This window comes from Streptomyces sp. NPDC093064 (assembly GCF_044754605.1).
GTDB lineage: Bacteria > Actinomycetota > Actinomycetes > Streptomycetales > Streptomycetaceae > Streptomyces.
In genome coordinates this window covers 1-13,129 of the sequence record NZ_JBIVPK010000097.1, presented here as the reverse complement: position 1 = coordinate 13,129, position 13,129 = coordinate 1, and the positions used below count along the sequence as shown (strand labels likewise).

11 protein-coding genes and 3 pseudogenes are annotated in these 13,129 nt (G+C 68.3%); 6 read left to right on the top strand and 8 right to left on the bottom strand.

The genetic code is table 11. From position 1 onward, the window contains the following. Positions 1-176: 176 nt before the first annotated feature. A pseudogene (locus ACIQFZ_RS42120) lies at positions 177-635 on the top strand (transposase); the annotation flags it as partial. 58 nt (positions 636-693) lie between these two features. On the opposite strand, the gene ACIQFZ_RS42115 reads toward ACIQFZ_RS42120, so the two are convergent. Beyond that, entirely contained in the window at positions 694-1,269 is a 576-nt protein-coding gene (locus ACIQFZ_RS42115; RefSeq protein ID WP_402693841.1) for an SMI1/KNR4 family protein, read from the bottom strand. A 108-nt stretch (positions 1,270-1,377) separates the two neighbouring features. On the opposite strand from ACIQFZ_RS42115, the pseudogene ACIQFZ_RS42110 reads away from it, so the two are divergent. After that, positions 1,378-1,638 (top strand): annotated as a pseudogene (locus tag ACIQFZ_RS42110) (transposase family protein); the annotation flags it as partial. A 112-nt stretch (positions 1,639-1,750) separates the two neighbouring features. On the opposite strand, the gene ACIQFZ_RS42105 reads toward ACIQFZ_RS42110, so the two are convergent. The 3 genes from ACIQFZ_RS42105 to ACIQFZ_RS42095 all read right to left on the bottom strand — a co-directional run bounded on the left by ACIQFZ_RS42105 (position 1,751) and on the right by ACIQFZ_RS42095 (position 5,150). Next, entirely contained in the window at positions 1,751-2,515 is a 765-nt protein-coding gene (locus ACIQFZ_RS42105) for a class I SAM-dependent methyltransferase (RefSeq protein ID WP_365435351.1), read from the bottom strand. A gap of 684 nt (positions 2,516-3,199) precedes the next feature. Continuing rightward, complete coding sequence (locus tag ACIQFZ_RS42100) at positions 3,200-3,685, bottom strand: sec-independent translocase (RefSeq protein ID WP_402693840.1); 486 nt, start codon at positions 3,683-3,685, stop codon at positions 3,200-3,202. Between the two features lie 37 nt (positions 3,686-3,722). Further along, positions 3,723-5,150, bottom strand: coding sequence for an FtsW/RodA/SpoVE family cell cycle protein (locus tag ACIQFZ_RS42095; protein ID WP_383064306.1), 1,428 nt, complete (start codon positions 5,148-5,150; stop codon positions 3,723-3,725). Between the two features lie 131 nt (positions 5,151-5,281). Here ACIQFZ_RS42095 and ACIQFZ_RS42090 point away from each other — a divergent pair, with 131 nt between their 5' ends. Beyond that, positions 5,282-6,226, top strand: a complete 945-nt coding sequence (locus tag ACIQFZ_RS42090) for a heavy metal transporter (RefSeq protein WP_365435710.1) — start codon at positions 5,282-5,284, stop codon at positions 6,224-6,226. Positions 6,227-6,254: 28 nt separating this feature from the next. Here the strand turns inward: ACIQFZ_RS42090 and ACIQFZ_RS42085 are convergent. Next, positions 6,255-6,479: pseudogene (locus tag ACIQFZ_RS42085) on the bottom strand (FtsW/RodA/SpoVE family cell cycle protein); the annotation flags it as partial. A gap of 253 nt (positions 6,480-6,732) precedes the next feature. Between ACIQFZ_RS42085 and ACIQFZ_RS42080 the strand changes: the two are divergent. Beyond that, on the top strand, positions 6,733-7,950 hold the full coding sequence (locus ACIQFZ_RS42080) for an RNA-guided endonuclease InsQ/TnpB family protein (protein ID WP_402693839.1): 1,218 nt from the start codon (positions 6,733-6,735) through the stop codon (positions 7,948-7,950). A 110-nt stretch (positions 7,951-8,060) separates the two neighbouring features. On the opposite strand, the gene ACIQFZ_RS42075 is transcribed toward ACIQFZ_RS42080, so the two are convergent. Beyond that, positions 8,061-8,189, bottom strand: a complete 129-nt coding sequence (locus ACIQFZ_RS42075; protein ID WP_402693838.1) for a hypothetical protein — start codon at positions 8,187-8,189, stop codon at positions 8,061-8,063. Between the two features lie 365 nt (positions 8,190-8,554). Between ACIQFZ_RS42075 and ACIQFZ_RS42070 the strand changes: the two genes are divergently transcribed. After that, entirely contained in the window at positions 8,555-10,213 is a 1,659-nt protein-coding gene (locus tag ACIQFZ_RS42070) for a phospholipase C (RefSeq protein ID WP_402693837.1), read from the top strand. 217 nt (positions 10,214-10,430) lie between these two features. Here ACIQFZ_RS42070 and ACIQFZ_RS42065 read toward each other — a convergent pair whose 3' ends face one another. Continuing rightward, positions 10,431-10,910, bottom strand: a complete 480-nt coding sequence (locus tag ACIQFZ_RS42065; RefSeq protein ID WP_402693836.1) for an RNA-guided endonuclease InsQ/TnpB family protein — start codon at positions 10,908-10,910, stop codon at positions 10,431-10,433. 360 nt (positions 10,911-11,270) lie between these two features. After that, positions 11,271-12,290 carry an aldo/keto reductase gene (locus ACIQFZ_RS42060; protein WP_402693835.1) on the bottom strand — a complete coding sequence of 340 codons (1,020 nt, stop codon included), beginning with the start codon at positions 12,288-12,290 and terminating at the stop codon, positions 11,271-11,273. A gap of 157 nt (positions 12,291-12,447) precedes the next feature. On the opposite strand from ACIQFZ_RS42060, the gene ACIQFZ_RS42055 reads away from it, so the two are divergent. Continuing rightward, the gene (locus ACIQFZ_RS42055) at positions 12,448-13,038 is read left to right on the top strand and encodes a TetR/AcrR family transcriptional regulator (RefSeq protein ID WP_383060330.1); all 591 of its coding nucleotides are present in this window, start codon (positions 12,448-12,450) and stop codon (positions 13,036-13,038) included. Positions 13,039-13,129: the final 91 nt, after the last annotated feature.

Here is a 13,129-nt window from a genome sequence, read left to right as displayed (position 1 = left end):
CTGAGAAGCCCTGACCACCTCGCCCGCAAGGGCCCGCGACCGCCGAACAGTGGAAGAGCTGGACAGACCAGCGGATACTCCCTGCCCGAACGGCCGGATCATCTCGGCCACCGCCAGCGGCAACCCCGAAACGATCACCCCGGAATCAAGCCGGTGGATTCGGGCTGAAGGGTACGGGCTGCTACTCCGTAGGCGACAACACTCTGTGGGGCGTCAACCGCCGCCGCAAGGGCACTGCCAACAGCCTGGGCGCACTGAAGTCGATTCGCGCCGCCCGGCCCGACGGCGCTCCGATCTACATCATTCTGGACAACCTTTCCGCCCACACCGGCGCTAACATCCGCCGCTGGGCGAAGAAGAACAAGGTCGAGCTGTGCTTCACCCCGACCTACGCCTCCTGGGCCAACCCGATCGAGGCGCACTTCGGCCCGCTGCGGCAGTTCACCCTGGTCAACTCCCACCATCGCAGCCATCCCGCGCAGACCCCGGCCCTGCACCGCTACCTGCGCCGGCGCAACGCCAACGCCCGCCACCCCGACGTGCTCGCCGCCCAGCGCAAGGAACGCGCCCGCATCCGCAGCGAGAAGGGCCTCGGCTGGGGCGGACGCCCCCTCGCAGGCTCACTACCCCAGTGATCATTGCTGGTGAGAGCAATTGCCGCCGCCCGCCGCCCCGTCAGGGATCCTGAGGCTGCTAATCCCAGGGTTCCCCCGTGGTGGGGTTCAGGCCCGCCTCCAAGCGTCGCTTCTGCTCACGCCAGTTGACGAAAGAGTGCTCCTTCGGAAGGACGACGCTGATCGTCTCCTCCTGGAATTCATCATCGGTGAGCAGTCTGCGCAGGAACTCCACCATCCCGAAAGGGTGAACCTGGAAGGTGGGATTCGTGTGCCGACCGTATACGAGCACGGGCCATCGGTCAGGATCGTCGGCCGTGGTAAGCCAGCAGTAGATGTCTGCGCCGCTCGTGACACCCCACGCCACGATGAAATCGGGGTCCACGTCCAGGGCCGCTCTACCACCGAGCATCTCCCAGGTGCCGCGGGCGTTGGCTGTCTCCTGCCGCAGGCCGGACCCGTCCGAATAGGCATCGGACCGCGGAACCGGCAACAGTATTCCAACTTCCCTGCTGACGCTGCCGGCCCCGTACGCCTCCATGAAGGCGACATAGTCGGCCGGAAACCGGGTCGTCCAGATCTCCTCGACCGCACTCCAGTCGATCCGCTCATCCACGCCGTGTGTCGTTGGCAGAACCTTTGCGAGCGCTGCCACATGAGAATTTTCGCCCACTGTCGCTCCTCCTCGTGCATCTTCGAGGAGCCACAACTTATGTGATCGCACGCCCTGTGAAGACGGATGGCCTGGGGTTGACGCGGACGTCAACGCGTCACCGTGCTCGGCGACGGCGCCTACATCAACACCGGCCTCATCGTCCCGCACCGCAAACGCCCCGGACGGCCGCTGCCGAAAGGCGAGGAAGAGGACAACACCGCCCACCGAAAGGTCCGCGCCCGCGTCGAGCACGTGATCGGCCGGATGAAACACTCCAAGATCCCCCGCGACTACCGGCAACACGGCGACGGCCTCCACCACGCCGTCCAGGCCGTCGCCCGCATGCACAACCTCGCCCCGACCGCATGACCAGACACGCCATCAACCCAGCTCAGGCCGCCTGATCACAGCCTTCTGCAACACGCTTTAGGGAGTGTCTTCAAAGTCCCGTCTACCCGGCGCTGTGTGGTGCGCACGCTCCCTAGGGCATTCCAGGAGGGACGGGCTCCGCGGTAGCGCGCCGCGCCACGAACACGAACTCCCTGCCCGGCCGGTCGGGTGCGTCGCGTACGTCCTCGACGACGAAGCCGTGCTCGTGCAAGTCCCGCTCGATCTCCGTACGTTCACGGAAGCGAAGTGTCGATTCCGAGGTCAGTACGTCCCCGTCCGCAGCGAACACGTGCGTACCCCGGAAGCTCACCAGCGGCAGGCTCACGTCCGTCAGCTCGGCCCAGGTCTCGACGTGGCCGACGCCCGGGATATCCGTCATGCGGTACGTGGTCTCGCGCGTCCACTCCGCCCATTCCTCCCACACGCGCTGCGCCGGGTCGCGCGTCTCGAAGACAAGCCGCCCGCCGGGCCGCAGTGCCTCGTACGCGCCGCGCAGCGTCGTACGCCACGCCTGCGGATCGGCGATCGCCTGGGCGACGTTCCCGGTCATCGTCACCAGGTCGATCTGCATGGGCGGCAGGTCTCCCGCGTCGCCGTCGAGCCAGCGCACCCGCTCCGCGCCCGGCTTGCCACGCGCGACGTCGACGGACGCCCGCGCGGGATCGATCCCGGTGACCGTAATCCCGCGCTTGGCGAGCAGCAGCGCGAACACGCCCGTACCGCACCCGATGTCCAGCACGGACCGCGTGCCGAACTCCTCCGCCATCGCGAGATACGCGTCGAGATCGCTGCGGTCCAGATCGAGTGGGTCGTAGATGGCGGCGAGGCGCGGATGTCCGAAAGCTGCGTCAACCATGGACGCGAACGTATGTGGCCCCGAGCCCGCCCGGCCACTGCTTTTTCAGGTTACGGCGCCAAGCGGGCGCGGCGAAGTGCGCCGGACAGCACATGGCTCAACGCCTCGGAAACAGTGCGCTGAGCGTCCCGCTGAGAATCGCTCCGAATAGCAACCATCCCCATGCCGCCCCGCCCAGCCGATGCGAAACCAGCACCACGTACGCCAAGCAGCCAAGGCCACCGCCCACCAGGCAGAGCGCAAAGCCGCGAAGCCCGAACCACCACCTGGGGCGCTCTATCTCAGGAGTCACACCGGGCATTATCCACGTTCGCTGGCAGGCCACGAGAACCCACGAGCGATTGTCTCTGCAACACGGCGAACCTATGTGGCCACAGCACTAGGCCGTGTCCGATGGGTCGCGTGACTCGCCTGTGGCGGATCGTTCCGGTTGACGTGGGGCGGGATGATCTTTCTGATGAACCAGTGCTTCACCGTATGGAGCCAGGTCACCGGGCCTGCCGCGGCGGCCTGACGACGACCACCCGCAGGGCGATCACCTATCCTGACAAGTCGTCAGCACTGCTCGTCCGCAACAACGTGACAGTGCCGGGCGGGGGGATGACGCGTTCACCTTCGGGCGACGGGCCGGCCCTCCGCCGGATCGCTCGGCGCAGCTCAGGCGACCTGGTCACCCGCCGCGGCTCAGGTGGCGTCGGGATCGTAGGCGTGCGCGGGGGCTTGCTGTGGCGAGGCCGTCCGACTCTCGGTTCGCTCGGCCCGCCCGGTCGGCTCAACCCGCCCAGTCGGCTCGGTCGGCTCGGTCCGCTCGGTCGGCTCGCCGTTCACCGCGGCGGTCACCTCCGACAGCTCCGCCCTCGGGTCCAGGGCGGAGCGGATCTCGTCGATTCCGAGGCCGTCGCCGTCGCCGTCGCCGTCGCCGTCGCCGTCGCCGTCGAGGAGGTGCTTGCGCACGAACGTCTTCGGGTGCAGGTCCGCCAGCTCCAGGTCCTTGAACTCCGGGCCCAGTTCCGAGCGGACCTCTTCCTTGGCGGCCTCGGAGAACGCGCGGATCTTCCGCAGGAACCTGGCTACCTTCTGTATGACCTCGGGCAGCTTGTCCGGGCCGAAGAGCAGGATGATCATGATTCCCAGGACGAGCAGGTCCAGGGGGCTCACGTCGAAGAACATCAGCGGGTCCGCCCTTTCGCGGAAGACGATGACGGGCTCACAGCCGTACGAACTGAGTCTCGGCGGCGCTGACGTCGGTGGCCGGGGCCGGCGGAGGCCGGCGCGCCGTGTCGCTGACCTTGATCAGGACGGCGACCAGCAGCCAGTTGGCGACCATGGACGAGCCGCCCTGGGCGAGGAAGGGCAATGCCTTGCCGGTGAGCGGGATCAGCCCGGTGACACCGCCGCACACGACGAAGACCTGCAGCATGACCGCCGTGGACAGGCCAGCGGCAAGCAGCTTGCCGAACGGGTCGGTGACGGTCAGGGCCGTCCGCAGCCCGCGCTCGGCGAGCAGCGCGTAGAGCAGGATGACGAGCGTCACCCCGACCAGGCCGAGTTCCTCGCCAACCGTGGTGAGGATGAAGTCGCTGCGCCCGGCGAAGCCGATGAGTTCCGGATGGCCCTCGCCGAGGCCGGTGCCGAGGATGCCGCCCGAGCCGAAGCTGAACAGGGCCTGGGCGGCCTGGTCCGAGACCAGCCCAGGCGGGCGCTTGTCGGGCGGCAGAAAGATGTCCATGGGATGCAGCCAGGCGACGACACGGCCGTGGACGTGCGGTTCGAAGGAGCCGACGACGAAGGCGCCGATGGCGAACATGACGACGCCGCACACCACCCAGCTGGTCCGCTCGGTGGCGACGTACAGCATGATCACGAGCAGGCCGAAGAAGATCAGCGAGGTGCCGAGGTCCCGCTCGAAGATCAGGACCAGCAGGCTCAGTATCCACACGGCCGCGACCGGCCCCAACTGCCGCCCGCGCGGCAGATACATGCCCATCAGGCGACGTCCGGCGAGCGCGAGGGCGTCCCTGCGCATCGTCAGGTACCCGGCGAAGAACACCACGATGACGATCTTCACGAACTCGCCGGGCTGGAAGGACAGCGGCCCTATGAAGATCCACCGCTTGGCGCCGTAGACGTCACCGGGGTAGAACGCCGGCGCCATCAGCAGGACCATGCCCATGGCGACCGTGACGTACGGATAGCGCTGCAGCCTGCGGTGGTCCTTCAGCAGCACCACCGCCCCGGCGAACACCGCCACCGCGATGGCGCACCACATCAGCTGCCCGGGCGCCGCAGCCGTCGCGTGGTGGTAGTGGGTCTGGTACGCGATGTCGAGACGGTGGATGAGGACGAGCCCCAGGCCGCTGAGCAGGGTGGCCAGCGGCAGGATCAGCGGATCGGCGTGCCGCGCGAAGCGGCGTACGGCGACGTGGCACACCAGAGGCAGTACGGCCGCGGCCGCGCACGTCGTCGCCATGCCGGACGGCAGCTTCCCGGTGAGGGCGAGGGCCGTCTCGGCGTAGCCATAGCAGCAGATGAGGATGGCGCCGAGCAGCAGGACCAGCTCCAGTCCCCGGTCGCTCAGGCGCCCCGACCGGCCCGGCCGTACGGCCAGTTTCGCCGGTCCACGCCGACCAGTCATGCCTTCCCCCCTCGATCCTCGTTCGGATACACCGCTGTGCACCCCGCTCAGGGGAGACAGCCGTCAGAGTTATATGGTTGCGCAATAACGCAAATAAACTGTAACCGAGCGTGGGTAAGAGGAGGGTCGACGTGGAGGCACGCAGGTGGGGGCGCCGCAAGGCGTGGCCAGTGGTGATCGGCCTGGGCGTGGTCCTCGCGCTCGTGGGCTATTTCGCCGTCTCTTTCATCCGCTCGGTGACTCCCGACGAGTGCACGGCACACGGCCCGGACGGTACGACCGTCACGCTCGACCTGGATCAGACGTCCCACGCCGCGACCATCGCCGCCGTGGCCCACGCGCGCGGCCTGCCGGAGCAGGCCGTCACCATCGCCCTGGCAACTGCGATCCAGGAGTCCAAACTCCGCAATCTCTCCCACGGCGACCGGGATTCGCTCGGCCTGTTCCAGCAGCGCCCGTCCCAGGGCTGGGGCACCCCGGCGCAGATCAGCGACCCCGTCTACGCGGTGGGCAAGTTCTTCGACGCGCTGGTCAAGGTGCCGCACTACCTGAACCTGCCGGTCACCGAAGCCGCGCAGCAAGTCCAGCACAGCGGCTACCCGGAGGCCTACGCACAGCACCAGGCCATGGCCACGACCCTGGCCGACGTACTGACGGGACGGGCGGGACCGGCGCTGAGCTGCACGGTGAGCGCGGCCGATCCGACGGCCTCCGCCGGGCAGAACGGTGCGACGGACGCCGTACGCGAGGACGGTGCCGGTGACGCTGTCGCGGCGGCCGTCCGGCGGGAGTTCGGCTGGGCGCCTGCCGCCGTACCCGCGACCGGCAGCGCCGGCGTCCGCTACCTGATCGCGACCGACCAGGCGGCCACGGGCTGGTCCCTCGCCTTGTGGCTCGTCTGCCACGCCACCACGCTGCACGCCACCTCCGTGACGTTCGACGGCCGGCACTGGAGCAGCACCGAGTCGGACCAGGGCTGGACGCGTATGGCGCCGGGGTCCTGGGCGGGGGCCGTATCCGGGTCCGGGTCGAGGGACACCTCGACGTTGGCGGTGACGCTTGGGGAACACACGTAGGGCCTGACCCAAGGACTCGCACTGGGCACTAGGCCTGCACGGGCCGCTGGACCTTTCTTGACTGAAGGAGTCCCACGGCTACCCACACGGCGAACATGGACGAGCCGCCGTAGAAGACGAACGGCAGCGGGATGCCCGCCACCGGCATGATGCCGCGCGCCATGCCGATGTTCTCGAAGGACTGAAAGCAGAACCAGGCGACGATCCCAGCGGCGACGATCGTGCTGTACAGCTCGGTCGACTCGCGCCCGACGGCCTCACCCTGAACGCCGCCGTCGGCCCGTGATGGGCCGACCCCATAGCCGGCTACGTCCTCGTGTACCACGCGGCCCGGGAGGTACGCGAGATCTTCTTCGCCGGTCACTGACCGGATCTCTTGAGCGCAAGCCCCGTCCTTCAGGACGGGGTTAGCTCATCCTTGGCGCGGAGCCGCGTAGCGGCGGAGTTCGCTGCGTTGTCAGTGGCGCGCGCTATGTTGATCGCACCAGTTGAAGGGGGGTGTTCTCATGCTGTCCGGTCGCCGCTACCTGCTCGAACTCTCGCCCGAGCAAGAGGAGATGTGCGAGGAGTTCGGCGCTATCTGCCGGTCGGTGTGGAACACAGCCCTGGAGCAGCGTCGGGAATACCGGCGGCGCGGGGCGTGGATGAACTACGTGCCGCAGTGTGCCGAGTTGGCCGATGCCAAGCGTGAGCATCCGTGGTTGAAGGCGGCACCGTCGCACGCGTTGCAGCAGACGCTCAAGGATCTGGACCGGGCCTGCCGGGATCACGGCACGTTCACGGTGCGGTGGCGGTCGAAGGCACGTTGGTCGCCATCGTTCCGGTTCCCCGACGCCCAGCAGATCAGCGTGGAGCGGCTGGGGCGCAAGTGGGGCCGGGTCAAGCTGCCGAAGCTGGGCTGGGTCCGCTTCCGCTGGTCCCGCCCCCTCGGTGGCGAGATCCGTTCCGCGACCGTGTCCCGCAAGGGCGGCCGGTGGTTTGTGTCGTTCCTCGTGGACGACCAGGCCGCCACTCCCGAGCAGCACGCCATGCCCGGTACCGCCGTGGGCATCGACCGGGGGGTCAAGACCGCCGTCGTCACCTCGGACGGCGACTTCCACGACCGGCCGTTCATCACGGCCGGCGAGATCGTCCGGTACCGGCGTCTGCAACAGCGCCTCGCCCGGTCCAAGCGCGGCAGCGCGAACCGGCACAAGACGATCACAGCCATGGGCCGCATCATGTCCCGGGTGTCGGACCGGCGTGGAGACTTCTGCGCGCAGAGGGCCGCCCGGATCGTCGCGAAGAATGCCCTGGTGGTCCTCGAAGACCTGCGGATCAAGAACATGTCCGCCGGCGCGTGTGGCACCGTGGCCGCGCCCGGCCACAACGTCCGCCAGAAGGCCGGGCTCAACCGGGCCATCCTGGACAAGGGGTGGCACCGCCTCGAACTCGCCCTGACCAACGCCGCCCGGTACACGGGCACGCGCGTGGTGAAAGTCAACCCCGCGTACACGTCGCAGCGGTGCTCCGCCTGCGGCTTCGTCACGGAAGGAAACCGCGAGAGCCAAGCGGTCTTCCGGTGCAAAGCCGCAGACTGCGGACACCGCGACCATGCCGACGTGAACGCCGCGAAGAACATCAAGGCCGCAGGACATGCGGTCTCAGCCTGTGGAGACCTCGGCACCAGCCGGTCCGTGAAGCAGGAACCCGTAAGCCGGGCGACCGGCCGAACCCCCTCATAGGGGAATCCCCGGGCTCCAGCCCGGGGAGGAAGTCAACCGTCGGTGAAACTGGCCTGTCACAGGCCGGGCTGCTGCCGTCGCCCAGCTTGCGGGCGGCGGGAGCACCGAATTCAGCCGCCGTTCCAACTAGTGCCTCGGTCCAGCAGCTCCCGCCGCATGCCGGACCGGATGTGCGCCCAGGAGGGCCAGGACGACGCGGGAAGATCGCTCTGCTTCTTCTTGCGTGGAGTACTCGCCACGGTCCTGGACCGCGGTGATGAACGCGCCCCATTCGATGCGCATGATTGCCCTCCCGAGTTGCCGGCCGCGGCGCAGCGGGAACGGCTTCGCGGCGGGAGCCGCCGGCCTGTGCACCCCCCAGGCCGAGGTTGGCGCCGCTGCGAAGATCTGGGGCCCATCCATCTGATGCCCCGGGCCGCGTGCTGCCCGTCTACTGCGTCAGCGGACCGCTCCACCAGGGGCAAGGGCCACGTTTCCGCATCAATCCGTTACCTTCCCCTCGCCCGGCATAGGCATCGGCCGGTTACCTTTCTCTGCGCCGATTTCTTGGGCTGCCCATGCCAAGGCCGGCAACTCCGAAGTCAACCTTGCTGGAGAAGGCAACATGAGTCGTACCAAAAGACTCCGGCTGCGTGCCGGACACCGACTGCCCGCTCTCGCGGCCGGCACGACGGCCGCCCTGCTCCTGGCCCTGACGCCCTCTGCGGCGTCAGGTGCTGCATCGGTGCAGCAGGGCGCGCCGCACACGCTGCCCGGTGGATACAAGCACCTGGTCGTGATCTACGAGGAGAACCACTCCTTCGACAACCTCTACGGCACCTGGGGACCGGTCGGCGGCCGGCAGGTCGACGGCTTGGCGCAGGCCACCGCCCAGCAGCGCACACAGGTCGCGCAGGACGGCACGCCGTACAACTGCCTCCCGCAGAACGATGTGAACCTGACCAGCCCGCCCCTGCCGTCGTCCTGCAACGACGCCGCCCACGGGGTCGCGGCGAGCGCCTTCGCCAACGGGCCGTTCGCCATCGACGACCACATCAAGCCTGAGGACCGGACCTGCCCGGCGCCCGGTGTCTTCGCGAGCAACGGCGTGGTGAAGGACTCCCCGGGCGCGCTGCCCGGCGGCTGCACCCGGGACATGGTGCACCGCTTCTACCAGAACCAGTACGCCATCAACGATGGCAAGCAGGACCGCTACGTCACCGGCTCCGACGCGGTCGGCCTCACCATGGGTCACTACGACACCAAGTCGCTGCCGATCTACCAGTATCTGCACGCGCCCGGAGCCCCGAACTACGTCCTGGCCGACCACTTCTTCCAGGGCGCGTTCGGCGGCTCCTTCCTCAACCACCAGTACCTGATCGCCGGGCGGGCACCGGAGGACACCAGCGGCGGAGCGTCCGGCGCGAAGAACACAGTCCTCGACGCCAACGGCATGCCCGCCTCCTACCCGCAGTACAAGGCGACCGGCCCTGTGGTGGACGGCGCGTTGACCACCGCCTGCCCGAATGGCGACCCGGCCGACTACGCTATCGCCTGCGGCAACTTGGCCGTGAACACGGTGCAGCCCTTCAGCGCGCCGTACGGCGGCGGCGCCCGGATCCCGCTGATCGACGACGCGAAGTACCCCAACATCGGTGACCGGCTCACCGACGCCGGCGTCTCCTGGAACTGGTACTCCGGCGGCTGGGACGACGCGGAGGCCGGGCACCCCGGACCCCTCTTCCAGTATCACCACCAGCCGTTCAACTACTTCGCCGACTACGCCCCCGGCAAGCCGGGCCGCAGCCACCTGCGCGACGAGACGGAGTTCATGCGCGCGGCCAAGAACGGCGCCCTGCCGGCCGTCAGCTTCGTCAAGCCCTACGGCGCCGAGAACGAGCACCCCGGCTACGCCAGCGAGGCGGACGGCAGCGACCACCTCGTCGACCTCCTCAAGGCCGTGACCGAGGGTGACGCGGCCGGCAACACCCTCGTGGTCGTCACCTACGACGAGTTCGGCGGCCAGTGGGACCATCTGCCGCCCCCCGGACCGGGCTCGCCCACCCAGGGCGCCCACGACGCCTGGGGCCCCGGCACCCGCATCCCCGCGCTGGTCATTGGCCGCTCGCTGCCGCACTCGGGCGTCGACCACACCCTCTACGACACCACGTCCATCCTCGCCACCATCGAGCACAGCTACGGCCTCGAGCCCGTCGCAACCCGCGACGCGGCTGTCAACGACCTGTCCCCGGCCGTCGCCGCCGGCGGCAGAAAGATCAAGTAACCGCCGCCACCCGAACCGGGCCGGTTCCGATGAGTGCTCGCCGAACAGTTGAGCACGCCCGCCCCGTCCTCCATATGTTGCAGGGCGGGGCGGTCCTGGTGTGTGTGGACGTCCCCCGGCCGAGTTGAGCGGTCGGGGACGTCGTTGTTGGACGCCGGCCGCCGGCGAGAACATCAAGGCCTTGACTTCCTCCCCGGGCTGGAGCCCGGGGATTCCCCTATGAGGGGGTTCGGCCGGTCGCCCGGCTTACGGGTTCCTGCTTCACGGACCGGCTGGTGCCGAGGTCTCCACAGGCTGAGACCGCATGTCCTGCGGCCTTGATGTTCTTCGCGGCGTTCACGTCGGCATGGTCGCGGTATCCGCAGCCTGCGGCTTTGCACCGGAAGACCGCTTGGCTCTCACGGTTTCCTTCCGTGACGAAGCCGCAGGCGGAGCACCGCTGCGACGTGTACGCGGGGTTGACTTTCACCACGCGCGTGCCCGTGTACCGGGCGGCGTTGGTCAGGGCGAGTTCGAGGCGGTGCCACCCCTTGTCCAGGATGGCCCGGTTGAGCCCGGCCTTCTGGCGGACGTTGTGGCCGGGCGCGGCCACGGTGCCGGACGCGCCGGCGGACATGTTCTTGATCCGCAGGTCTTCGAGGACCACCAGGGCGTTCTTCGCGACGATCCGGGCAGCGGTCTGCGCGCGTTCATCCACCCCCCGCGCCGCCAGTATTCCCGACGCTGCTCCAGGGCTGTGTTCCACACCGACCGGCAGATGTCGCCGAACTCCTCGCACATCTCCTCTTGTTCGGGCGATAGGTCGAGCAGGTAGCGCCGACCGGACAGCATGAGAACACCCCCCTTCGACTGAGCTGATCAACCTAGTGCACACCACTGAAAACGGCAGAGAACTCCGCCGCTGCGCGGCTCCGCGCCAAGGATGAGCTCCCCCCCATCCTGAAGGACGGGGCTTGCGCTCAAGAGATCCGGTCATTGAGGATCGCCGGGCACTTGCGCGATTCCCGCGGATCCGAGAAGTGCGGGTGAGAGGAGGTTGAGGCTGTCCCTCGGTCGATCAGCGGCGTCGCAGGGACCGGTCGAGCAGCGCGGGCGGAGTGTCGTTCTTCTCGTGCGCGGCCAGGTCGGTGCCGGGGGCCACGATGGCGTCGATCGCATCGAGTACGTCGGCGGAGAGCACGGTGTCGGCGGCGGCGAGTTGCGAGTGCAGGTGGTCCAACGTACGGGGGCCGATGAGCGCGCCGGTCACGCCAGGGTGCGCGGTCACGAATCCGAGCGCGAGCTGGATCATGGTCAGGCCGGCCTCGTCGGAGACCTTGGCCAACCGCTCGACGGCGTCGAGCCTGGCCCGGTTGGCGGGGACGGTGGTATCGAAACGCTGCGGCATGAACGCTGAGCGGTTGCTGGTGATCTCCCGGCCCTCGCGGATCGCGCCCGACAGCCAGCCCGAAGCCAACGGGCTCCACGCCAACACACCGAGCCCGTATTCCTCGGTCGCGGGCAGGACGTGGGCCTCGATCCCGCGCTGCAGGATCGAGTAACTGGGCTGTTCCGTGACGTAGCGGCTCAGGTGGTGCTCGCGGGCAGCCCACTGTGCCTGCACGATGCGGTAGGCGGGGAAGGTCGAGGAGCCGAAGTAACGGATCTTTCCTGCGCGCTGCAGGTCGGTCAGAGCCGACAGCGTCTCTTCGTCGCTGGTACGGGGGTCCCACCGGTGGATCTGGTAGAGATCGACGTGGTCGACACCGAGACGGCGCAGGCTGTCGTCCAGTGCGGTGACCAGCCAGCGGCGCGAACCGCCCTGATAGTTGCGCTCGTCGCCCATCGGCAGGCTCGCCTTGGTGGCCAGCACGATGTCCTCGCGGCGGCCGGCGATGGCTTTGCCGACCATCTCTTCCGACTCGCCGCCGCCGTACACGTCGGCGGTGTCGATCAGGTTGATCCCGGCCTCAAGAGCGGCGTCGACGATGGCGGTGGCCTCGTCCTGGGTGGTGCGCCCGATCTTGCCGAAGTTCATCGCGCCGAGCGCGAGGGTGCTGACCTGCACACCGGTGCGGCCCAAGGTGCGGTACTGCATGACCGTGTGTCTCCTCATTGCGGGTGGAATGTGGTGGCGATGGGTGGCTTGGATGTCCGGCTCCTGCTCTGGCATCATGAGCGAAACGGAACCTGGTTCCGGAACGATACGGAACGCTGTTCCGGTTTGGCAAGTGCGATGACGGCGGAGGAGCGCGGTGAACGACAGCGACCAGGGCACAGAGCGCGCGGCCCAGTCCAAGCGGAAGGACGCCCGGCGTAACAAGGAGGCCCTGCTCGACGCGGCTGCCGCAGCCTTTGTCACGTCAGGCGTGGAAGCACCAGTACGCGACATCGCGACCAAAGCCGGCGTCGGGCTGGGCACGATCTACCGCCACTTCCCGACGCGAGCGGACCTCATCATCGCCGTCTACCGGCACCAGGTCGACGCCTGCGCCGAGGCCGGTCCAACACTCCTGGCAGCCAGCCCGACTCCTCATGCCGCACTAGGACGGTGGATCAGCCTCTTCGTCGACTTCCTGGTCACCAAGCACGGACTCGCCGCAGTGCTCCAGTCCGACAACGCCGCCTTCGACACGCTGCACGCCTACTTCCTCGACCGCCTCGTGCCCGTCTGCGCCCAGCTACTCAAAGCCGCAGCAGCCGCTGGAGAGATCCGCTCCGACATCAGTGCCTACGAACTCATGCGCGGAGTCGGCAACCTCTGCATCGGCGCGGACAGCGATCCCGGCTACGACGCACGTCGACTGGCCGAAATCCTCATCGCAGGACTGCGCCTACCGCACTAGTAGTGTGTCGCTGCTTAGCTGTGGGTTTTTTGGTCGGGATGCTGGTGTGTGGCAGATTCCCCTTCCGTTCTGCCGGACAGGGCTGGTGCGA